Origin of the sequence: Rhodococcus sp. NPDC056506 (assembly GCF_042794945.1) — a bacterium.
GTDB lineage: Bacteria > Actinomycetota > Actinomycetes > Mycobacteriales > Mycobacteriaceae > Rhodococcus_F.
Map to the genome: position 1 here is coordinate 158,453 of NZ_JBHTSW010000004.1, position 21,324 is coordinate 179,776.

General features: G+C 62.8%; 20 protein-coding genes. 11 read left to right on the top strand and 9 right to left on the bottom strand.

What is annotated here, in order from left to right:
- Positions 1–4 precede the first annotated feature (4 nt).
- Together lpdA and ACFQ6H_RS06180 are read left to right on the top strand one after the other, a co-directional pair.
- Positions 5–1,438, top strand: a complete 1,434-nt coding sequence (gene lpdA, locus ACFQ6H_RS06175; protein WP_378644715.1) for a dihydrolipoyl dehydrogenase — start codon at positions 5–7, stop codon at positions 1,436–1,438.
- A 22-nt stretch (positions 1,439–1,460) separates the two neighbouring features.
- Positions 1,461–2,699, top strand: coding sequence for a GAF domain-containing protein (locus ACFQ6H_RS06180; RefSeq protein ID WP_378644717.1), 1,239 nt, complete (start codon positions 1,461–1,463; stop codon positions 2,697–2,699).
- A 10-nt stretch (positions 2,700–2,709) separates the two neighbouring features.
- On the opposite strand, the gene ACFQ6H_RS06185 is transcribed toward ACFQ6H_RS06180, so the two are convergent.
- Positions 2,710–3,921: a low temperature requirement protein A gene (locus tag ACFQ6H_RS06185; RefSeq protein ID WP_378644720.1), complete on the bottom strand. Its 1,212-nt coding sequence runs from the start codon at positions 3,919–3,921 to the stop codon at positions 2,710–2,712.
- An 85-nt stretch (positions 3,922–4,006) separates the two neighbouring features.
- Here ACFQ6H_RS06185 and ACFQ6H_RS06190 point away from each other — a divergent pair, with 85 nt between their 5' ends.
- The 4 genes from ACFQ6H_RS06190 to ACFQ6H_RS06205 all read left to right on the top strand — a co-directional run bounded on the left by ACFQ6H_RS06190 (position 4,007) and on the right by ACFQ6H_RS06205 (position 6,878).
- Positions 4,007–4,816 (top strand): response regulator transcription factor, encoded by an 810-nt coding sequence (locus ACFQ6H_RS06190; RefSeq protein ID WP_378446266.1) that lies wholly within the window; start codon positions 4,007–4,009, stop codon positions 4,814–4,816.
- 94 nt (positions 4,817–4,910) lie between these two features.
- Positions 4,911–6,077, top strand: a complete 1,167-nt coding sequence (locus ACFQ6H_RS06195; protein WP_235170101.1) for an LLM class flavin-dependent oxidoreductase — start codon at positions 4,911–4,913, stop codon at positions 6,075–6,077.
- Positions 6,078–6,126: 49 nt separating this feature from the next.
- Positions 6,127–6,576 carry a flavin reductase family protein gene (locus ACFQ6H_RS06200; protein ID WP_378644803.1) on the top strand — a complete coding sequence of 150 codons (450 nt, stop codon included), beginning with the start codon at positions 6,127–6,129 and terminating at the stop codon, positions 6,574–6,576.
- Between the two features lie 11 nt (positions 6,577–6,587).
- Positions 6,588–6,878 (top strand): hypothetical protein, encoded by a 291-nt coding sequence (locus ACFQ6H_RS06205; protein WP_378543251.1) that lies wholly within the window; start codon positions 6,588–6,590, stop codon positions 6,876–6,878.
- A 24-nt stretch (positions 6,879–6,902) separates the two neighbouring features.
- Here the strand turns inward: ACFQ6H_RS06205 and ACFQ6H_RS06210 are convergent, their stop codons facing one another.
- A complete protein-coding gene (locus tag ACFQ6H_RS06210; protein WP_378532337.1) occupies positions 6,903–9,320 on the bottom strand; it encodes a YbhN family protein in 2,418 nt (805 codons plus the stop codon).
- 63 nt (positions 9,321–9,383) lie between these two features.
- On the opposite strand from ACFQ6H_RS06210, the gene ppk2 reads away from it, so the two are divergent.
- Complete coding sequence (gene ppk2, locus ACFQ6H_RS06215; RefSeq protein WP_378532339.1) at positions 9,384–10,496, top strand: polyphosphate kinase 2; 1,113 nt, start codon at positions 9,384–9,386, stop codon at positions 10,494–10,496.
- Positions 10,497–10,509: 13 nt separating this feature from the next.
- Here ppk2 and mgrA read toward each other — a convergent pair whose 3' ends face one another.
- Complete coding sequence (gene mgrA, locus ACFQ6H_RS06220) at positions 10,510–11,541, bottom strand: L-glyceraldehyde 3-phosphate reductase (protein ID WP_378532341.1); 1,032 nt, start codon at positions 11,539–11,541, stop codon at positions 10,510–10,512.
- A gap of 319 nt (positions 11,542–11,860) precedes the next feature.
- Between mgrA and ACFQ6H_RS06225 the strand changes: the two genes are divergently transcribed.
- The gene (locus ACFQ6H_RS06225) at positions 11,861–14,137 is read left to right on the top strand and encodes a SulP family inorganic anion transporter (protein WP_378532343.1); all 2,277 of its coding nucleotides are present in this window, start codon (positions 11,861–11,863) and stop codon (positions 14,135–14,137) included.
- A gap of 5 nt (positions 14,138–14,142) precedes the next feature.
- Here the strand turns inward: ACFQ6H_RS06225 and ACFQ6H_RS06230 are convergent, their stop codons facing one another.
- Genes ACFQ6H_RS06230 through ACFQ6H_RS06240 form a run of 3 tightly spaced genes read right to left on the bottom strand, consistent with a single transcriptional unit; the run spans position 14,143 to position 16,803 of the window.
- Complete coding sequence (locus tag ACFQ6H_RS06230; protein ID WP_378532345.1) at positions 14,143–15,486, bottom strand: sensor histidine kinase; 1,344 nt, start codon at positions 15,484–15,486, stop codon at positions 14,143–14,145.
- Positions 15,483–16,187, bottom strand: coding sequence for a response regulator transcription factor (locus tag ACFQ6H_RS06235; protein ID WP_378532347.1), 705 nt, complete (start codon positions 16,185–16,187; stop codon positions 15,483–15,485). The genes ACFQ6H_RS06230 and ACFQ6H_RS06235 overlap by 4 nt, the downstream gene beginning before the upstream one ends.
- Before the next feature lie 40 nt (positions 16,188–16,227).
- Positions 16,228–16,803, bottom strand: a complete 576-nt coding sequence (locus ACFQ6H_RS06240) for a TetR/AcrR family transcriptional regulator (protein ID WP_378543261.1) — start codon at positions 16,801–16,803, stop codon at positions 16,228–16,230.
- 89 nt (positions 16,804–16,892) lie between these two features.
- Between ACFQ6H_RS06240 and ACFQ6H_RS06245 the strand changes: the two genes are divergently transcribed.
- A complete protein-coding gene (locus tag ACFQ6H_RS06245; protein ID WP_378644723.1) occupies positions 16,893–17,888 on the top strand; it encodes an ABC transporter permease in 996 nt (331 codons plus the stop codon).
- Here the strand turns inward: ACFQ6H_RS06245 and ACFQ6H_RS06250 are convergent.
- Positions 17,885–18,262 (bottom strand): DUF952 domain-containing protein, encoded by a 378-nt coding sequence (locus ACFQ6H_RS06250; protein ID WP_378543265.1) that lies wholly within the window; start codon positions 18,260–18,262, stop codon positions 17,885–17,887. The genes ACFQ6H_RS06245 and ACFQ6H_RS06250 overlap by 4 nt on opposite strands.
- Positions 18,263–18,338: 76 nt before the next feature.
- On the opposite strand from ACFQ6H_RS06250, the gene ACFQ6H_RS06255 reads away from it, so the two are divergent.
- Positions 18,339–18,926, top strand: a complete 588-nt coding sequence (locus ACFQ6H_RS06255; protein WP_378543267.1) for a TetR/AcrR family transcriptional regulator — start codon at positions 18,339–18,341, stop codon at positions 18,924–18,926.
- Between the two features lie 10 nt (positions 18,927–18,936).
- A complete protein-coding gene (locus ACFQ6H_RS06260) occupies positions 18,937–20,283 on the top strand; it encodes a cryptochrome/photolyase family protein (RefSeq protein WP_378644726.1) in 1,347 nt (448 codons plus the stop codon).
- Between the two features lie 4 nt (positions 20,284–20,287).
- Here the strand turns inward: ACFQ6H_RS06260 and ACFQ6H_RS06265 are convergent, their stop codons facing one another.
- Together ACFQ6H_RS06265 and ACFQ6H_RS06270 are read right to left on the bottom strand one after the other, a co-directional pair.
- The gene (locus tag ACFQ6H_RS06265) at positions 20,288–20,656 is read right to left on the bottom strand and encodes a VOC family protein (protein WP_020970460.1); all 369 of its coding nucleotides are present in this window, start codon (positions 20,654–20,656) and stop codon (positions 20,288–20,290) included.
- A gap of 138 nt (positions 20,657–20,794) precedes the next feature.
- Positions 20,795–21,247: a hypothetical protein gene (locus ACFQ6H_RS06270; protein ID WP_378446279.1), complete on the bottom strand. Its 453-nt coding sequence runs from the start codon at positions 21,245–21,247 to the stop codon at positions 20,795–20,797.
- Between the last annotated feature and the right edge of the window lie 77 nt (positions 21,248–21,324).

Consider the following 21,324-nt stretch of genomic DNA (forward strand, 5'->3'; position numbering starts at 1 on the left):
GGCTGTGGTGGAAAGCAATACGTCTCAGAAGTACGACGTTCTTGTCATCGGCGGCGGCCCGGGTGGGTACGTTGCGGCGATCCGGGCTGCCCAGTTGGGGTTGAGCGTTGCGCTGGTCGAACGTGATCGCCTCGGTGGTATCTGCCTCAACTGGGGCTGTATCCCCACCAAGGCAATGCTTCACGGCGCTGACGTCGCGCATACCTTGAGCGAACTCGACACATACGGATTCAGTTCGGCGTCTGTTGAATTCGACATCTCGAAGTTGGTGGCGTTCAGCCGTGGCGTTTCGGAGCGGTTGTCCGGCGGTGTTGCCTATCTGATGAAGAAGAACGCCGTCGACGTCATCTCCGGAACTGCGAAGTTGGTGGACAAGGGCGTCGTATCCGTGGAAGGTCGGACGTATCGAGCCGACCACGTCATCATTGCAACCGGCGCCCGGCCGCGCTCGATACCCGGTGTCGCTCCGGACGGCGACCGGGTGTGGACCTACTTCGACGCACTCGTCCCGAATGAACTGCCGAAGTCGCTGCTCGTGATCGGGTCCGGCGCGATCGGAGTCGAATTCGCCAGCCTGTACCGCGATCTCGGAACCGAGGTGACCATCGTGGAGATGGCACCGCACATCATGCCGGTCGAGGACGAGGAGATCTCCGGCTTCGTTCGCAAGCAGTTCGAGAAGCGGGGCATCACGATTCACACCGGAGCCTCGGTGTCGGCGGTAACCGTCGGCGCCGACGCCGTCGAGGTGAATGTGCAGACGAGCAACGGTGTCCACGCGTTGACCGTGGACCGGGTTTTGGTGGCGGCCGGAATTACCGGCAACGTCGAGGATCTCGGGTTGGAAGCCGTGGGTGTCGAGATCGAGCGCGGTGCGATCGTCACCGACGAGTGGTGCCGCACCAGTGCTTTCGGGATCTACGCCATCGGCGACGTCGCGGGCGCTCCGTGTCTGGCGCACAAGGCAAGTCACGAAGCCGTCCTGTGCGTCGAAAAGCTTGCCGGCGTGCCCGATGTTCACCCGCTCGATCGTGACTACGTTCCTGGTTGCACGTATGCCCGCCCTCAGGTAGCGAGTCTCGGTCTGACGGAGAAGCAATGCGCCGACTCTGGTCGCACGTTGCGCGTCGGGCACTTCGACCTGCAGGCGAACGGCAAGGCATTGGCGATCGGTGAGGCCGAAGGCTTCGTCAAGACGATCTTCGACGCCGATACCGGGGAACTGCTCGGCGCGCACATGGTCGGTCCGGACGTGACCGAGCAGATTCAGGGGTTCGGAATCGCCAGATCCCTCGAAGCCACCGGCGAGGATCTCGCCGAGGTCGTGTTTGCTCATCCGACGCTCTCGGAGGCAATGCACGAGTCGGTGCTCTCGGCGCTGGGGAGACCCCTCAACGCGGACAACTCTGCAACCGGGTGCAACGCTCGCTTTCGGTGACCCCGTCGCATAGGACTGGAGTGTGATCGGCGCAACGAATCGACTCGAACCGGCCTTGGGTAGTGGTGAAGACCCGGCGCAGTACGCACGTGTTCTCGAATCCGTGTACGAAGCAACGATGTCGGGGCGCAAGCCGCCTGCGCGTCCGCGCTCCGTCATCGCGAATTCGTGGTCGCGTCTGCGTGCGCTCGGAGTTGATCCGGAGCGGTGCTCGATCACCAAGACGGGCCGCGAATCCGAGATCGAAGAGGGCCGACGCGCCGCCGGCATGACGGAGATCTTCGACGAGGCGGTGCACGGTCTGGCGCCACTCGTCGGCCCAGGCGACGCGAATCTGATCGTGGTGGCCGACCGCCACGGACGCATCCTCTGGCGACACGGGCCCAGTCGAATGCTGGATCGGGCCGAACGGCTCGGGATGATCGAGGGTGCGTCGTGGACCGAGGAAGCTGTCGGTACCAACGGGATCGGCACGTCCTTGGCATCAGGTTCGGCAGTGCAGGTGTTCTCGGCCGAGCACTACTCACGCTCGCAGCATCCGTGGACCTGCTCCGGAGCGACGGTTCGGGATCCGCGTAGTCGCCGGGCCATCGCCGTCGTCAACGTCGCCGGCGCAGCAGACACGGTCCACCCTTCGACCCTCGCACTGGTTGACAGTGTGGCCAGGCTGGCGGAATCCGCACTGCGGGAGAAGTATCGAATCGGATTGGATCAGCTCCGGATGATCTCGGCGTCGACACTGGCTCGCGCGAGTCAGCCGACAGTGGTCGTGGACCGTGGTGGCTGGGTCGCGGCCGTGGATTCGATGGCGCCGATCTACCGCATTGCTCTGCCGAAAGTGATGAGCAGCGGCGAGCATTGGCTCCCGTCGCTCGGATTATGTATGTGCGAGCCGCTTCCGGGTGGTTGGCTCATCCGTCCTCAGGTGAACCCGGCGTCCGGAACTGTCTGTGCCGAAGTCGAATTGGACCTACGAGATCCCAATGCGATGGAACTGCGGTACTCCTCGGCCATGGGGAGCTGGAGTATCGACCTCAGCCCGCGCCATTCGCAGATCCTCGTGGCTCTGACCCAGGCGCCCGAGGGTCTCACGGCCTCGCAGCTCGCCTCACAGCTGTTCGGTGATCCGCGCAAGACGGTGACCGTCCGGGCCGAGATATCGAGGTTGCGTAAACGATTGGCCGGAATCCTCTTGGCGCAGCCTTATCGCTACGACCCGGCAGTGCGGGTAAAAACCCTCCCTGCTGTGCGCCTTTATTAACCGCGGGGGGTTAATAAAGGCGCACAGCAGAGCGGCGCGAACGCCTCACCTGCGCGTACTCGTAGCCGTTCTGCCAGGTCACGGTGGCCACCAGCACCCAGATGATCCACGTAGCGCTCATATGCGTGCCGACGATGCCCATGATGATGGGGATTGCAGTGCAGGGGAGTGCCCAGCCGAGCAACCACCGTCGATCCGTTCGCGCAAACAATCCGGCCACGGTGCTGATACCGAAATAGACTGCGATGCTTCCGCACAACAACCACCGCAGGTTCGCGGGCGTGTGTTCCGCGCCGTGTTCGGTGGCCGCCCCGAGGCCCGCGACCAGAACTGCGATCGCCCCAGTGGTGAAACAGTGCAGGGCCATGTCGATGCGGGCGGGAAACTTCTCGGCCTGCAGGTGCGGAACACCGGCGTGGCCGTAGAGAAGCGAGAGCGCCCACATGCCCGAGAGCAGGACAAACGATCCGACGGCGAGGCTGACCACCGTCGAGTCCCAGGTGAGCTTCGAGGCCGCAGAAATCACGAGAATCACGCCCTCGCCGAGCACGATGATGACGTACAGGCCCAAGCGCTCGGCAAGGTGGGCCCGATCGGAGTGCAGGGCTTCGAGTTCCGGCATTCGGTGGTCCTTGAACCCGCGGACCTTGATGATGCGGTCGAGCTTTTCCTGAGCGTCTTCCATGATCGCGCTGCCGGAGACGACGAACATGATCAGTAGGTCGATGGTGACACCGGCAGTCCAGAGCCAGAAGCGGGTGTCTCCCTCGAACCAGAACGAGACGATCCACGGAATCACACCAAGTGACATCTGGGCGATCGGCCAGTCGACGACGATCTGACCGTTGTGCCACACGCGACTAGCCAGCAGACGTACGGCTACGTAGGCGACAGCGAAGGCCAGCGCATGGTTGTCGTGGATGCCGGCCACTGCCGCCATCATGACGGCCAGCCCGAACATGGCGATCAGCATGCTCGGAATTCGCACCCGGTCGCCGGCAACGTTGCCGTACATCGTGAACGTCGCCCACGCGGTCCAGAACGCGAGGTAGAGCAAGGCGTAGAGCCCGACATCCGACCAGGACGGTGAACCGTGGAGCAGGTGAGCGAGCTGACCGATGCCGGCAACCACGACGAGGTCGAAGAACAATTCGATCCATGAGGCGTGCCGCTCCAGAACTGCCTTCTGCTTCTCGTCTGGTTCTTTTCCGAGTTCCGACATAGGGGTCAGTATCCGGTATCGACGTCAACAGTGCAGGTAGGGGCGGAACTTGTCCGTTTCGCGAGCGCAGTGCCTATGCTGTTCGGTGAGTGATCTGGATCATAGTTCCGGTGAGGTGGTAGACGTGCGTGGTGGCGGCGACGTGGCTTTGTCTGCGACGGACTACGACCGTGTTTTCGCGATCCTCGATTACTGCTCGGCGGCGAGAACGCTCGATCAGCTCAAGAACCTCCTCATGGTGGCCTTGCATGATCACTACGGCTGCCCAAACACCACATTCCTCGCCGGTCCTACCTTCACGACAGCGTTCGCCGATCCGAATCCGGTGACGACCGGGCGGATCACGCCGATCCTCGACGAGTACCAAGCGCATTGGTACCTCGACGACGTCTTTGCGACGGCGCAATCACGGGCGACGCTGTTGTCCTCCCCGGCGATCACGCACACCCAGTTGGCCGACGTCCCTTCGCAGTCGGCGACCTACCTGCGGGATTTTCTCTATCGCAAACGACTGCACAGCGCGTCGGTGATGCATCTCCAGCTGGCCCACGGTGGTCACGGTCTGGTGGGGATCTTCGATTCCGAAGGCAAGGATCTTTCAGGGCGCGACATCGCAGGATTGGGCATTGTGGGCAGGCAATTGTCGCTGCTGTGTCAAACACTTCCCGGTCAGCGCGAGCCGGGATGGCGAGAGAAGCTGACGCCCAGGCAGATCGATCTCGCGGAGCTGTTGGCGGACGGTCATACCAACGACGAAATTGCGGTGATCTTGTCGCTCAGTCCGGACACGGTGAAGAAGTACGTCAGTCGCATCCTTGCCGTTTTGCACGTACGTAACCGTGCCGAGTTCGTGAAGTTGGTCTACGAGCAGAAACTCGCCGATCAGCGGGTCTGAGATTGTCCACTTTCGTGCACTGTGACCACGGTCACGTCGCAGATAGCGTTTCCGGTGCACGGCCAGGAGTTGGCCCACAGCACTAGGAGAACTCATGAGCAGGCTTCGTTTCGGGTATTTCATGGCACCGTTCCACGTCCCCGGACGCAATCCCACCGCCGCACTGCAGCGCGATCTCGAACTGGTCGAGCACCTCGACCGGTTGGGCTACGACGAGGCGTGGTTCGGTGAGCATCACTCTGCCGGAAGCGAGATCATCGCGTCGCCGGAAATCATGATCGCTGCAGCCTCGCAGCGCGCACCGCGGATTCGTTTCGGCACGGGTGTCACGTCGCTGTCGTATCACAACCCGCTGTGGGCAGCGGATCGAATCATGCAGTTGGACCACCTGACTCAGGGGCGCACCATCTTCGGAGTCGGTCCCGGTTCGTTGCCCACCGATTCGGCGATGATCGGTTTGAACCCGACGGACACCCGAGAGTTGTTGCAGGAGAACCTCGACATCGTCGTACGCCTTCTTCGTGGCGAGACGGTTTCCGCGAAGACCCGAACTCACGAGTTGTACGACGCCAAGCTGCAACTCGCTCCGTACTCGGAGAACGGCATCGAAATCACCGTGGCCGCAGTGGCTTCCCCGACCGGTCCTCGCCTGGCGGGTACGCACGGTCTGGGGCTGCTCTCCATCGGAGCAACGTTGTCCGCCGACGGTTTCGACGCCTTGGCTCACCACTGGAATGTCATGGAGGAGCGCGCGGAGGTCAACGGGACGACGGTGGATCGTCGTCAGTGGTCTCTTGCCGGGCCTTTCCACATCGCCGAAACCGAGGCGGAAGCACGCAAGCAGGTCGAATACGGCATCGAGGAGTGGTTCGACTATTTCCAGCACGTCGCGGCCTTCCCGCAGATGGCGGTCTCCGGTGCGCGGCTGAGCGAGATGATCGACTTCATCAACGAAGCCGGGATCGGTGTCATCGGCACACCGGAGCAGGCCAGGCGGCAGGTGCAACGGCTGTGGGACCAGTCCGGTGGTTTCGGCTGCATGCTGCAGATGGGTCACGATTGGGCGAACCCGCAGGACACCCGACGTTCGGCAGAGTTGTTCGCGCAGGAGGTCTTTCCGCATTTCCAAGGGCAGGCGCAGGCGACGCTCGATGCGGCAGCTCACGCGCGGGCCGTCCGGGAGGGGCATGCCAAGGCGCAACTCGACGCCGTCGACCACATGACGAAGAAGTACGCACAAGAGTTGGCAGACAAGGGCTGACGTCGTGAACGATCCACAGGGCAACCGGGCGTTGCGTTTTCGAGAAGCAATGGCGCACGTATGCTCACCGGTCGCCGTCATCACGGCAATGGACGGCGACCGGCCGCACGGCACGACGGTCAGTGCATTCATGTCGTTGTCGATGGACCCGCCGATGACCGCGGTGGCTCTGGATCGACAGTCGGAAGTTCTCGGCCTCATCGAAGGAACGCGGAGGTTCGCGATCAATGTCCTCGGGACCGCGCAAAGCTCACTGGCGGTTGCCTTTGCGAGGAAGGGCCGTGCGAAGTTCGACGGTGTCGAGTGGGCGGAGCATCTCGGTGTTCCGAGACTGCCGGACGTATCCATCTGGATCGCGTGCACCGTTGATGCCGTCGTGGACGGTGGTGATCACAAGATCGTGACAGGATCGGTGGACGAGGTCGAGCACCGCGAGTCGAATCCACTGACCTACCACCGGCGTGTATTCGGTACGCACGCACCGACGTCAGTGCTCTAGGAAGGAGAGCCATGTATGTATTGGTGGACGACGGCCGCGTCAGCATCCATGACGGCGAGAATCTGAATGACTTCCACGTCGAGGTGACTACCGACATCTCCGATTCCGAACTGGACGAGCTGTTGCGCGTTCGAGATTACGGATACGTCAGCGGTGGTAGTGCTTTCGTCTCGGTGGCCCGTGTACGCGAGAGCACCACGGACGTCGAAGGTGTTGCCGCGATGGTCGATTACGCGCAGAGCAAAGGCTGGGTCGACGAGGACGGAGAAGCGCTGCAGGCGCACGTCGTTCGTCGGCAGTAAAACCGGCAGTAAAAGGGGAACGGCTCAGACCATGTCGTTCTTCTGCAGCCATCGCAGCGTCGGCCAACCGCAGAACACCGGGAGCCAGCAGGTCAGTACTCGGTAGAGCAGGACCGACGGAACCGCGATGCTTGCCGGCAGTCCGAATGCGGACAGACCGCCGATGAGGGCGGCCTCGACGGCTCCGACGCCACCCGGTGTCGGAGCTGCCGAGGCCAGCGTGCCGCCGATCATCGTCACGATGGTGACGGTGATGAACGTCGTTCCGCCGCCGAATGCTTCGACGCTCGCCCACAGCGCCAGAGCGGCACCCAGAGTGGTTGCGGCGCTGCCGCCGACGATGATGAGGAAACGCGTGGGGTTTCGCGCGAGCTGGCTCAGTTCACCCAACACTTCGGTGATCTGAGGACGCAGATCGTCGCGCAGCCACCCACGGAGCTTCGGGATGAACATGAATGCGCCGAGAACTCCGAGCGCGACTCCGCCCGCCAGATACAGAACCGTGGATCCCGGGATGAAGTGCGAGAGATTCGTATCGCGTCCGGCGACGACCGAGAAGAAGATCAGCAGGCCGACGTGGGTGACCACCTGAACCGTCTGTTGAAGCGCGACAGCGGCCGTAGCGCGGACGGTACCGAGCCCGCCCTTCTGCAGGAACCGCACACTCAGGGCAAGCCCGCCGACGCCGGCGGGAGTTGTCGTCGCCGCAAAGGTGTTGGCCACCTGCATGATCAGGAGGTTGCGGTAGCTGACCATCGACGACGCGCACGCCCACAGGGCCGCTGCTGCGCCGACGTACGTCAGTGCGGAGACGCCGAGGCCGAGCAGCGCCCACCACCAGTTGGCTGTCTTCAGTTCGGTGATGAATGCCGGTACCTGGCTGATGAACGGATAGGCGACGTAGACCAGACCGATGAGCAGCACGAGCTGGATGAGTTGATTGCGACTGAACCGGGTGACCTGTGCGGGAGCGACCTTTTCGATCCCGTTCTTGGCACCGACCTCGTCTCGGATCTCGGTCATCAGTTTCGCGGAATCCGCCACGGTCCGCCGAATGCGGTTAGGCAACGCCGCAGTGGTCAATCGGCCCGACGCCGCGAGGATCGTGTCTGCGCCTTGCGCGCGAATCGCGGCGTCCACTGCTGCGTCGACGCCGAACAGTGATGCGGTGGCGAAAAGAAGCTGGGCGTTGTCGGACTGCATCTGCACTTCGGTCGCGCCGAATTCGGAGTACGCGTATCCACCGAAGAGGATGGTTCCGCCTTCGACGCGAATCTCGGAAGCGCGTAGGTCACCGTGCGCCATCTGGTGCACATGAGCGGTATGCAGTGTTTGCCACAGCGCGTCGATCAGTTTGGTGGATTCTTCCTCGCCCGCCTGGTTCTCGACGGCGACGGCCAGGGGGATACCGCGCGGACTCGGGCGCGCGTACATTTCCCATCCGCGATCGAGGACGGAGATGGCGACGGCTTTGGAGCTGGCCAGTCCGATGTCGGCGAACGCGATACCCATGAGCGCCCGGTGTTCGACGGCACGACGAAGCGATCCGTAGGGCGGCGGAGTTTCCCGGTTCCGGAACGAGATCCAGCGGAAGGTCTGTCGAATTGCTCCGCTACTTCGCTGGTTCTGTCCGTACAACTCGACGATCAATTCGTCGAAGGGTTCGTCGTCCGGTGCTTTGTCGATGGCGGCGGACATGACGAGAGGCCCGATTCCGGACGGGCTTACGACGCGGAAAGTGGTGACCCGGTAACCACGCCGCGCGAGTACGCGCACTGCCGAATCCAGCGGCACTTCGAGGGCTGGTGTGCCGACGACGAGAACGATCACAGCGCCGATCAAATAGCCGACCGCGAGACCCAGCATCGAGCGGGCGGGAACGATCGAGCTGACGATCAGGTGAATGGGAGCAAAAAGCAGAAGCAGCGTCCACCAGGCTCGTCGCCACTTTTTCGGAAGCCACGGGCCCGAGACGGTGAGCACCGCCGCGAGCATCGCGATCCATCGTGGATCGTCGAGGAATTGAGACAGGAACGTGGCGTCGAGTCTGTCCGGGACGTCGAGGTGCCACTTGGGCGCGGCGAGGCCCGTTCCGGTGAAGGAGAGCGCGACACCGGCGCACAGGCCGGCGGCGGCGTATCCGGCCAGCAACTTCCATCGGCGACCGACGATCAGTCCGATCAGAATGGCGAACGGTAGCGCCAGAATCGCGATGCCGTAGAGCAGATACACAGTGTCTGACAGGCTCGGCGACAGAACGCCGACGATGTTGGACACCGACGTTTCGAGGGCGTCCCACTGACTTCGAGTGATCAGAGATCCCGCGATGACGCCGCCGAGCAGCACGGCAGCGATAGCGACCCGCATGATGTCGCTTGTACGGCGGTGCAGTGGTGGCAGGAGACTTCCCGTTACCGGGATCTCCCGTCCGTCTACTCGCATCTCGCCAGAACTCTCTTCTCTCGGGGTTACCGACCGTCTCAGTTACCTCGATCAAGGTACCGCGTGGGGGTTCGGCGACTGGGAAGCCGGACCTGTCGTTACCTCCTCGATGCCAAGCAACATTCGCTTCGGCCCCGCGGCGGCGGGCTTCGGCGCGTAAAATTCACTTTCCGGACGTTCGTTCATTTCGACGACAGGGAGTGCGTATTCATGAGCCCCGACGCCAGCGGTGTGGACGGTCGGGTTCCTGACCTGCCGACCCCGTCGACCAGAATTTCCGTCACCGAGGACTACGCGGCCGAGATCGACGAGATCTCGAGTCTCAAGCACAAGCTCGGCGTGCTGGAGCCTTCGGAGTTCGCGGATGCTTGGAAGCAGGGTTACCCGTACGAGAAGAAGATGTCTCGCCGCGAGTACGAGCGGAAGAAGCGGCGCCTGCAGATCGAGCTGCTCAAACTGCAGCTGTGGGTCAAGGAAACCGGTCAGAAGGTGCTCATCATCTTCGAAGGTCGTGATGCTGCCGGTAAGGGCGGCTCGATCAAGAGGTTCACCGAGCATCTCAATCCCCGTGGTGCCCGCGTCGTCGCGCTCGAGAAGCCCACGGACATCGAGCGAACGCAGTGGTATTTCCAACGCTATGTCGCGCACCTGCCGAGCGGCGGCGAGATCGTGATGATGGACCGGTCCTGGTACAACCGCGCCGGCGTCGAACGAGTGATGGGTTACTGCACGCCGACGCAGTATCTCGAGTTCATGAGAGAGACCCCGGACTTCGAGCGGATGCTCGTCAACTCCGGGATTCATCTGCACAAGCTGTGGTTCTCGGTCAGCCGCGAAGAGCAGTTGGCGCGGTTCGCGGCCCGTCGAACGGACCCGGTGCGTCAGTGGAAGCTCTCACCGACCGACCTGGCTTCGCTCGACAAATGGGACGACTACACGCAGGCCAAGGAAGCGATGTTCTTCTACACCGATACCGGGGATGCGCCCTGGACGGTGATCAAGAGCAACGACAAGAAGCGCGCCCGCCTCGAAGCGATGCGTCACGTGCTCGCCAGCTTCGACTATCCCAACAAGGATCACCGGGCAGTCGGTACTCCGGATCCCTTGATCGTCGGGCCGGCCTCGGCGGTATTCGAAGAGGGCGAGCACGTGAACGTGGAGTTGCCTGCGCTCTAGCTGAAGTTCTCACTCAGATCGAGCTGGCCTCTGCCCACAGATTGATGCCGCTGTCCTTGGCGTGCTGATCGATGGAGGCCAGTTCGGCTGCACTGAATTCGAGATTGTCGAGCGCGCCGACGTTGGCTTCGAGCTGCGCGACGCTGGACGCACCGATCAGTACCGAGGTGACCCGCGAATCGCGAAGTGCCCAGCTCAGTGCAAGCTGGGCCAGCGACTGGCCGCGGGCTGCGGCGATATCGTTGAGTGCGCGAATGTGGGTGAGCGCGTCGTCGGTCAGCCACGACGGATCGAGTGACTTACCTTGGGCGGCACGAGAATCCTCGGGAACACCGTTGAGGTAGCGGTCGGTGAGCATGCCTTGTGCGAGCGGTGAGAACGCGATGACGCCCACTCCGAGATCGTCGACAGCCGAAAGCAGTTCTTGTTCGATCCACCGATTCAGCATCGAATAGCTCGGCTGGTGGATCAACAACGGAACCCCGGCAGCGGCGAGCAGTGCGGCGATTTCACGGGTGCGCTCCGGTGAATACGAACTGATACCGGCGTACAGGGCCTTGCCCTGCTGGACGGCACTGATCAGGGCGCCCGCGGTCTCGTCGATCGGAGTCTCGGCGTCGGGGCGATGGCTGTAGAAGATGTCGACATAGTCGACCCCGAGTCGGCCGAGCGACTGATCGAGAGACGAGAGCACGTACTTGCGGGAACCGCCGAATCCGTAGGGACCGGGCCACATGTCCCAGCCCGCCTTGGACGAGATGACCAATTCCTCGCGGTACGAAGAGAAATCCTCACGCAGAATCCTGCCGAAGTTCGTCTCGGCGCTTCCGTACGGAGGTCCGTAGTTGTTGGCAAGATCGAAGTGGGTGATTCCGAGATCGAACGCCCGTCGCAGAACTGCGCGCTGGTTGTCGATCGGTACGTCGTCGCCGAAGTTGTGCCAGAGGCCGAGCGAGATCGCCGGGAGTTTGAGACCGCTCCGGCCGGTCCGGCGGTAGGGCATGGCTTCGTAGCGGTCCTGCGCGGCGACGTACTGATCGGACATGGTGCCTGCCTTCACATCGTTGTGGTTGCGGTTGAGCGTCTACCCATTATCGCCGATGCCGCTCAGGTGTGCTGGTCGCTGGGAGGTGTCTCAGTCAAAATGCTTGCGGGTTAAAGTAATTCGATCGATCTTCTGGACCGGCGTTCAGGTTCGAGTCACAGTGTCAGGCGGCGGTGACGTCGACCACGTCTGGGTTCGCATCTAAGGGAACGGTAAGGAATCGCGGTTACCATGGTCACAGTCGATCGGCGATACCGATCGCCGATTCGCTTCGAACATGTTGCCCAGCAGCCGGATCCGGGGTCCGGCGAGGAGATCTATGTCGACGCAGTCCGTAGTGCACACACAATCACCGGCAGACGAGAGCGTCGTCGGGGATTCGTCTCCGCCGGGTGGTGGAAGCCGGCGTTATCTCGAGCAACTGATCAGATACGACGTGCCGGCGTCGCTGGTCGTCTTCCTGGTGGCGCTTCCCTTGTCCCTGGGAATTGCGATCGCGTCCGGGGCGCCGATCATGGCAGGTCTGATCGCCGCCATCGTCGGCGGAGTGGTGGCCGGAGCGGTAGGAGGTTCACCGCTGCAGGTAAGTGGTCCCGCGGCAGGCCTGACCGTGGTGGTCGCCGAACTGATCGGCAAGTTCGGGTGGAAAGTCACCTGCTTGATCACCGTCGGTGCCGGTCTTATGCAGATCGTGTTCGGGCTCAGTAGAATTGCCCGTGCGGCACTCGCTATTGCACCGGTGGTGGTGCACGCGATGCTCGCCGGTATCGGCATCACCATTGCGCTACAACAGGTTCACGTGTTGTTGGGCGGAAGCTCTGCCAGTTCGGCGCTGGACAACCTACGGCAGTTGCCCGCGCAGATCGGTGCCTTGCACGTCGAGGACTTGATGATCGGGCTCGTCGTCGTCGCCACTCTTCTCGGGTGGCGTTATCTCCCCGCGGGCGTCCGAAAGGTGCCGGCCGCGTTGGTCGGCATCGTATTGGCAACTCTCGCTTCACTCGTGCTGCCGATCGACGTCGAGCGTATTGCTCTCGACGGGTCCCTGCTGGACTCGATCGGACTTCCTGCCCTGCCGGACGGCCAGTGGCTCGGCGTCGCAACCGGCATCTTGACCATCGCCCTGATTGCCAGCGTCGAGAGTCTGCTCTCGGCTGTGGCCGTGGACAAGATGCACTCGGGCCCGCGTTCGAATTTCGACCGCGAGATGCTCGGTCAAGGTACTGCGAACATGGTGTCAGGGGCGATCGGCGGGCTGCCCGTCACGGGAGTGATCGTGCGCAGTGCCACCAACGTCGAAGCCGGTGCGAAGTCCCGTGCGTCGTCGATCATGCACGGCCTGTGGATCCTGCTGTTCTCGGCCGCGCTGGCCGGGTTGGTTCAGCAGATTCCGAAGTCTGCACTTGCCGGTCTGTTGATCGTCATCGGTATTCAACTGGTCAAGCTGGCGCACATTCGGTTGGCCCGGCGGACCGGTGACCTGTGGGTGTACGGCATCACGGTGGTCGGAGTCGTGTTCCTGAACCTGCTCGAGGGCGTACTCATCGGACTGGCACTGGCGATCGCCCTCCTGGTGTGGCGTGTCATTCGCGCATCGGTCACGGCAGAAGAGTTGGGCGACAAGGATTCCGGGAAGTGGCGGGTGCTGGTCGAGGGGTCGTGCACCTTCCTCGTGCTGCCCAAGCTCACGTCGGTACTCGCCGGCATTCCGCCGCGGTCCGAGGTCACGGTCGAGCTGTCCGTCGACTTTCTCGACCACGCCGTCTTCGACGTCATCGAAGAGTGGGCAAGGCAGTACGAGTTGGCAGGTGGGTCGGTGACTATCGACGAAGTCGGATCGGTGAGCATGGAGAGCGCGACCACCGGACCGCCCAAGCGCGGCGCAGCAGTCACCGACCTACGAGGCTTGCTCGCTCCGTGGGGGAGTTGGCAACCACAGGCTTCGGGAAGGAATCTGAGCAGCCCGCCTGCGCTGCGGCCCATTCTCGACGGGGTGTCCAACTACCATCGCCACCGCGCCGAAGCGATACGGCCACACATGGATCAGCTGCGCGACGGGCAGAATCCGGACTCCCTTTTCCTTACCTGCGCAGACTCGCGAGTGGTGCCGAACATCATCACGAGCAGTGGCCCAGGAGACCTGTTCACTGTGCGCAACGTCGGAAACCTGGTTCCTGCCGGCGGACGCGATACGTCGGTGGAAGCGGCGTTGGCATTCGCGATCGACGAGTTGGGCGTCAGTTCGGTTATCGTGTGCGGACATTCAGGCTGCGGAGCGATGCAAGCACTCCTGACCGACAGTTCGTCGGAATCGGGAGCCATCGGGGAATGGCTGCGTCACGCCGAAACGAGTTTGCAGGCCTACACGAGTGGCCATCCGGTCGCCCGCGCTGCCGCCGAGGCGGGTTTCTCGGAGGTCGATCAGCTCGGAATGGTCAACGTTGCAGTGCAATTGCAGACTCTCGAACGACATCCACTCGTCGGTAAGGCCCGCGTCGACGGTCGCCTGCGTATCGCCGGGTTGTTCTTCGACATCGGATCGGCTCGGGTCATCGAAGTGAGTTCGTCCGGGATCGGGGAGCTGATCGAGACCTGAAAGGGCTAAACGGATCCGGGTTGATCCCTGAGCTCGACCAGCAGGCGAGCCCCGCCGAGCGGACTGTCGTGGAATGTCGTGCGTCCGCCGTGCAGGGCCGCCTGTTGCGCCACCAATGCCAGGCCCAAACCGGAGCCCGTCTTGCCTGCCGTCGACCCGCGGGTGAACCTTTCGAAGACGCTCGAGCGTTCCTCGGCCGGTATTCCGCAACCGTTGTCGTCGATCGTGATCGTGACTGTGTCCGGTGAATCGACCGGGCGCGCGAGGGTGATGCGCACGGTGCTCGCGCCACCGTGGCGGACGGCATTGGTGATCGCGTTGTCGAGGATCAACCGGATTCCGCCGGGAAGAGCCCGGATGCAATAGGGGAGTGGGGAATCCACGGTGACGACGCTGACGTCGAGGCCGCGATGATGTCGGCGTGCGTCGTCGGCAGCGATGTCGCAGACCTCGGTCAGATCCGTGTCCTTGAAATCCTCGGCAGTCGAGAGTTCACCCTTCGCCAGTCGCTCGAGGTCTCGCAGCGTTGATTCGACGCGGCCCTGCGCGCGGGCCAGATCTGTGAGGATCTCGCGTCTTTGTTCGTGATCGAGGTCGTGAATGGACAACACCTCGATGTCGGTTCGCATCGCCGTCAACGGAGTTCGGAGTTCATGAGCCGAGGCGGAAGCGAAGTCTCGCGCGGCGGCAAGGGCCGAGTCGGTCGCGGCCTGTGCCCGGGCGACATCGCTGAGCATCGATTCTGCTGCTGCGGCAAGCTCGTCCGCTTCACGGATGCCGGAAATTTCGGTGGCGAGATCGGGATCGCGTCGGGCGATCCGGCGGGTCAGTTCCACGAGTGGGCGCACCGCCGGGCCGCCGAACAACCACCCGAGAGCTGCAGCGGCCCCGACGGCACCGACGCCGAAGAAAGCGACCTGGCGTTGTTGGTCGACGGTGATGTCCCGCGCTTCGGCGTAGGGAACTGCCAGCGAGACAAGGGCGTTGATGCCGTCGGCCTCGGCGGTGTATGCCCGGTACTTGGTGCCGTCCACATCGACGGTGGCCGAGCCGACCGGGAGTTCGGGCAGACGGGTCGGGGTGCTGGATTTGACGGTTCCGTCGGTGTCGGAGCGGATGGTCACGGAAAACGCGCCGCCATCTCCGAATGCTCCCAGGAACGGTCCCGCAGTGGCGGCGTTGGCCACGATCACTGTCGACGCCGTCTCCAGCCGACGGTCCAGCTGGGACAGGTTGTTTCGAGCGATGGCCAACGCAACGACTACACCGAGAGCGATGACGATGAACGTCGCCCCCAGTGCCGCGGCCGCGGCAACGCGGGTTCGAAGTGAGAAGCGGCGACGCTTCACGGGTTCTCCCGAAGCACGAACCCGACGCCGCGGACGGTATGGAGAAGGCGAGGTGAACCGCCGGATTCGAACTTGCGACGCAGGTAGCCGATGAACACGTCCACGACGTTCGTGTCGGCGACGAAGTCGTAGCCCCACACCAGTTCGAGGAGGCGTTCGCGAGTGAGCACGATGCCGGAATTGTGAGCGAGTACTTCGAGGAGTTCGAATTCGCGTTTGGTGAGCGGTACTTCCTTGCTGTCGACACGAACTCTGCGGCCGGAGAGGTCGATGTCGAGGTTGCCGACGCGCAGGGTGTTCGTTCCCTCGGTGTGATCGCCGGCAGGGGTGTTGCTGCGCCGGAGCATCGCGCGGATCCGGGCAACCAGTTCGGCGAGGACAAAAGGCTTGACCATGTAGTCGTCTGCACCGGATTCTAGCCCGGCGATGCGATCGTCGACCGAGTTGCGTGCGCTGAGCACGCAGATCGGGATTTCGTTGCCGGCGGCTCGAAGCGCCGTCACCACTCCGGTGCCGTCGAGCACCGGCATGTTGATGTCGAGGACGACCGCGTCCGGTCGCTTGTCGGAGATCACTCGGAGCGCGTCGGCGCCGTCCACTGCCGTCAGTACGGTGAATCCCGAGAGCCGCAATCCGCGTTCGAGCGAGGTGAGGACGTCTGCGTCGTCGTCGACTACGAGGATTTTCGGTATCTCGGTCACAGCCCCATTGTGCCTTGCCTGGTACGTCGTGTTTCGCCGATCAGACCGGCAAGTCGGTACCGTCCGGACGCAGACCGGCCATGAACACCGCGACCAATCGAGGGACCAGGTTCGGCATGGCCTCGTCGGACAACTCGATTTGCGGGCGTGTCAGTTTGGCCAGAGCCATGACGAATTCGAGCGGTTGTAGATCGGAGCGAACCAGTCCGGCGCTCTGAGCGGCGCCGATTGTCGCGGTCATCTTCGCTTTCGTCACCTCGCGCACGGCCAGAACTTCGGGGGCCAACTCGGTGAAACTGCGTTCCACCAGTGCGGGAATGAGTGCACCCAGTCGCAGTTCCACGAGCCGATCCACCAACGTGTGCCACGCGCTTGTCGGATCGGTGGGCATGTCCGCAAGCGCGATGTCGGCGGCCTCTCGGACGTCGGTCAGCGTTGCGACGGCGACGGCGGTCACCAGGTCCTCGCGCGTCGGAAAGTTCCGATACAGCGTGGCTATGCCCACTTTCGCGAGTTCCGCGACGGCGTCGAGGGGCGCATCGTGCCCGCGCTCGGTGAACACCGCTCGGGCGGCGTCGACTATTGCGTTCCTGCGTTCGCGTGCATCGGCTCGCACATTCACCTCCGGTATTGACAGTTCATCATAACTGGAGGAATATCTTCCATAAAGAGTGGAGGAAAAACTTCCACTTAGGGAAGGTAGTGATGAACGTCGAAGCCGAAGCGCGGGACCGTAAGAAGCTGGTGGCCGTGGTGTTGGGCCTGTCTGCTGTGATCGGGCTGATGTTGCTCGCCTTCGTGTTGCCGTCGGTGAACAGTGGCCCGCACGAACTGAAGTTGGGTATATCCGGTCCGGCTCAGGCGACCACTCAGATCAGTGCCTCGCTCGAGGCGAGCAAGCCGGGTGCCTTCGACACCCAGGACTTCGCCGACGCCGACGCGCTTCGTGACGCGATTCGAAATCGAGACGTGGTCGGCGGAATCGTTGTCGATGCGACCGGCCCTCACGTGCTGATCGCGACCGCGGGCGGTACCCCGATCGCGCAAACCCTGACCGGAGTGGCCAGTGGACTCTCGGATGCTTCGGGAACGGAGGTTCCCGTCGAAGACGTGGTGCCGTTGACGGCGGACGACCCGACCGGTGCGGGGCTCACAGCCCTGGCCTTGCCGCTGGTGTTCGGTGGAATCATGCCCGCTGTTGTTCTCGTGCAGCTGTTTCCGCGAAGCATTGCCAAGCGAGTGCTGGGCGCCGTCGGCGTCGCGGTTGTCGCAGGTTTTGCCCTGACTGCCATTCTGCAGTTCGGCACGAACAGCCTTGACGGAAACTACCTGCTCACCGCACTCGCACTCACCATGGGCATTTCGGCTATCTCGCTTCCCATTCTGGGACTCGAATCCCTGCTCGGGATGAAGGGATTCGCATTGGGGGCCGTCACGATGATGTTCGTCGGCAATCCGCTCTCGGGGATGGCGACAACTGCGGCCTGGTTGCCCGCGGGGTGGGGTGCATTGGGACAACTGCTCCCGCCTGGTGCCGCAGGGGCATCCGTCCGATCGATGGCTTTCTTCGACGGCCACGGTGCCGCCGCACCACTTCTGGTGCTGGTGTGCTGGATCGCCGTCGGGATCGCGCTGTGCGTGGCTGCCGGTCGGAAGAAGGCGTCGACGCCGGTGGTCGAACCAGAGGTAGCCCTGGTCTAGCCGGTGCGGGTTGCGTACGGGGTGAGGTCGGGAAGCGGCCAGACCCCGTCAACGCGTTCCACGGCCAGTTCGGCGACCACCGTGTCCTCGTCCATCGGTAGGGGTCGGAGGATTCGGGGCTTTCCGGCCTCCCATTCGACGTCGATGCCTGCGGAGGTCAGCGCGTCCTCGTCGATGACGGCGACGATCAGTGGCAAGGTCAGGTCGCCGAACACCAGATCGAGCACCGAAGCGAGTGCGTCCGGGGTGGTTGCGCGAATGAATCCCGCCTCGTCGTAACTGATTCCGCGCGTCGAGACCTCGTACTCACCGAAGCGCTTGCACGCTTCCCAGTCGTCGGCGATGGCGACGTGGACGAGTCGTTGTCCGGTCATGCAGTGCTCCTGTAGTGTTCGAAATAATGAAACGTCAACGTAGCATTAATACACTGGCACGGTAACAGGAGACTTGATGGAGCAACCGCGCAGACGTGGGAGAACCAGTGACGCCGAGCGCGCCGATCGACGCAACGAGATTCTCGACGTCGCGGTCGACTCGTTTCGGGAAGTCGGGTTCGCTCGAACAACGATCGACGCGATTGCCACGGCGGCCGGCGTCGCAAAGCGCACCGTGTACAGCTACTTCGGCGACAAGTCCGCGGTCTTTGCAGCTGCGGTAGCGCGTCAGCACGCGTACGTCGACAATGCCGGCGAGGGCCAGTCCGACCTGCTGGCCGCCGCAGTGGACATCGTCATCGCCCTGCACAGTGAAAACTCGATTGCGCTGCACCGCATGATGATCGGCGAGGCACTGCAGTTCCCTGAGCTGGCTGCCGCGTTCTACGAATCCGGACCGGCCAAGTCGATTGCCTTCCTGGAGAAAATCTTGCTCGATCAGCACGGACAGAAGGCTGCGCTGAGTGCGGATCAGTTGTACACATTGCTACTCGGTGAGGAACATCGGCGGCGACTGCTCGGGCTGGCCCCAGAGCCGACACCCGAGAGAGCTGCGCAACTTGCTGCTCGTGCGACGGGGTGCATTCTGGGATCTGATCGGTAGGCTCGACGGGGTGAACAACTCTGTGGTCTGGTTTCGACGCGATCTGCGGGTAGGTGACCTTCCCACCCTGAGCGCGGCGTCGGATGGCGGCGGGCAGGCATTGGGATTATTTGTTCTCGACGAGAAACTGCTCGGACCGGCGGGCTCACCCCGCCAGGATCAACTGTTCGCCAACTTGGCGGCCCTCGACAACCAGCTCGACGGAAAATTGATGGTTGTTCGAGGTGATCCGGTGGACGTGGTGCCCCGTATGGCGGAATCCGTTGGCGCCGAAGAAGTTCACATCAGTGCAGACTACGGACCATACGGCCGACGCCGTGACGCAGCAGTGGCGGAGAAGGTGGAGTTGATCGCCACCGGTTCTCCGTACGCCGTCGCGCCCGGTCGCGTCACCAAGGCCGATGGCGATCCGTACAAGGTGTTCACACCGTACTTCCGTCAGTGGATGGAACACGGTTGGCGAGGTCCCGCGTCGACCGATGCGCAGACGGTCACTTGGTTCGATCCGAGTGAGAAGGACGGCGGCCCGCGCCGGGTGAACATTCCCGTGCCGTCTCGCGAGGTCAGCCAATTCGTGGGTGAGGCCGGTGCGCTTGAACAGTGGAAAGAATACTGCGAGAACGATCTTGACCGGTACGACGATGAACGAAATCGGCCGGACCTCGACACCACGAGCCGGATGTCGATCCCGCTCAAGTACGGCACGATCCATCCGCGAACCATGTTGGCAGATCTTTCCAAGCGGCTCGGCGACGGCGCTCAGGCTTACCGTCGCCAGCTGGCTTGGCGAGACTTCTACGCAGAGATCCTGTTTCAACGCCCCGACAGCGCACGGAAGAACTACGACAACAAGTTCGACCGCTTACGTCACGACGGCGGAGTCGACGCGGACGCTGCCTTCACTGCCTGGTGTGAGGGCAAGACCGGCTTCCCGATCGTCGATGCGGGCATGCGGCAACTCGCCGCCGAGAACTGGATGCACAATCGGGTGCGAATGATCGTTGCGTCATTCCTGGTGAAGGACCTGCACATTCCGTGGTGGCGCGGCGCACGGTACTTCATGTCGCAACTGGTGGACGGTGACTTGGCGTCCAATCAGCACGGGTGGCAGTGGACTGCGGGGTCGGGCACGGATGCCTCGCCGTTCTTTCGGGTCTTCAACCCGATCACTCAGGGGGAGAAGTTCGATCCCGACGGCACATACGTCCGTCGGTGGGTCCCCGAACTTCGCGATGTTCCAGGCAAAGCGGTCCACTCACTGAAAGCGATGCGGCCGGTCGACTATCCGGACCCGATCGTCGACCATGCGCATGAGCGTGAGGAAGCCCTCCGCCGGTACGGCGAGATCAAAGGCTGAGTGCTCAGTGATCGGCGGGCGCTACGCGGAGGCGGTTTCCGTCCAGATCTGAAATGACGAATGTCAGGCCGAAGACATCTTCGTTGGGTTCTTCGACGACCTCGACGCCCTTTGCCACCCACTCGTCGTAGATCGCCCGAATTTCGTTGCTCCCGCCGTCGACCAATATGCCGACTTCGAAATTTCGTGGTGTCGCGGGATCGAGGTCGCGTGACTTGCCGCTCCACAGTGCAAGGACCACACCGCCGCCCAGGTCGAAGGTCATGTACCGAGGGCTGAGTACCTCCGGCTTCGCGTCGAACAATTCGCCGTAGAACGCTGCTGCGGAGGCTGCATCGCTGACGTAGATCAGAAACTGATTGGGTAGTCGCACTGTGGTTTTCCCTCTCCCGTTGACATTCGGACCACCTGCAACGAGGCGTGTGCCTTCTCGTGCGGGGCCGCGTTCAACAATCCCCTCACGCCGGACGAATGTCCAAGAACGAGTGCGTCTGAGAGGCAGACGGATTTCTTATGACGACGCCGCACCGAGGTGGTAGCCGACGCTCAGGTTCGGGTAGTAGCCGTCGATGTAGCTCGAGATGAAGTAGTGATCAGGGTCGGTTGTGCGAGTTCCGTCGGTGTCGAACTGCGGATAGTCGTTGGCCATGAAGACTGCTTGTCCGCCGCCGGGGGTGGAGTAGACGACGTCGACCGTCAGGCCTCGCGGGTCCTGGTTGTATGCGGTGACGATCTCGGTCTCGTGGGGCGCGAGCGACTGGCGTGGGCTCTGCATCCACTGTCCGTAGGGATTGTCGGCGCCTACGAGATGAATTGTCTGTTCGGTGTCGTTGCTGATCGTCATCGTGATGGTATTGCCGGTTGCCGGAAGAGTTCCGGCGCTGGCGATTCCGCTCAACCCCAAAGTGAGGGCACCAGCGGCCAGGGCCGTGATTGCGGCAACTACGTAGCGTGGGTTCGTCATCGTCGGTGTCCTTTGTCCGGGTGAGCGTTCGGTTGGCTCTCTCGAAGACAACTATGTCGAAGCGGATCGATGCCGTA

Excerpts from the sequence above, each read along its gene's own strand:
- ACFQ6H_RS06185 (WP_378644720.1), bottom strand. The coding sequence starts at position 3,921 with ATGTCGGAACTCGGAAAAGAACCAGACGAGAAGCAGAAGGCAGTTCTG.
- ACFQ6H_RS06195 (WP_235170101.1), top strand. The coding sequence starts at position 4,911 with ATGAGCAGGCTTCGTTTCGGGTATTTCATGGCACCGTTCCACGTCCCC.
- ACFQ6H_RS06200 (WP_378644803.1), top strand. The coding sequence starts at position 6,127 with ATGGCGCACGTATGCTCACCGGTCGCCGTCATCACGGCAATGGACGGC.
- ACFQ6H_RS06205 (WP_378543251.1), top strand. The coding sequence starts at position 6,588 with ATGTATGTATTGGTGGACGACGGCCGCGTCAGCATCCATGACGGCGAG.
- ACFQ6H_RS06210 (WP_378532337.1), bottom strand. The coding sequence starts at position 9,320 with ATGCGAGTAGACGGACGGGAGATCCCGGTAACGGGAAGTCTCCTGCCA.
- mgrA (WP_378532341.1), bottom strand. The coding sequence starts at position 11,541 with ATGTCCGATCAGTACGTCGCCGCGCAGGACCGCTACGAAGCCATGCCC.
- ACFQ6H_RS06225 (WP_378532343.1), top strand. The coding sequence starts at position 11,861 with ATGTCGACGCAGTCCGTAGTGCACACACAATCACCGGCAGACGAGAGC.
- ACFQ6H_RS06245 (WP_378644723.1), top strand. The coding sequence starts at position 16,893 with ATGAACGTCGAAGCCGAAGCGCGGGACCGTAAGAAGCTGGTGGCCGTG.
- ACFQ6H_RS06250 (WP_378543265.1), bottom strand. The coding sequence starts at position 18,262 with ATGACCGGACAACGACTCGTCCACGTCGCCATCGCCGACGACTGGGAA.
- ACFQ6H_RS06255 (WP_378543267.1), top strand. The coding sequence starts at position 18,339 with ATGGAGCAACCGCGCAGACGTGGGAGAACCAGTGACGCCGAGCGCGCC.
- ACFQ6H_RS06270 (WP_378446279.1), bottom strand. The coding sequence starts at position 21,247 with ATGACGAACCCACGCTACGTAGTTGCCGCAATCACGGCCCTGGCCGCT.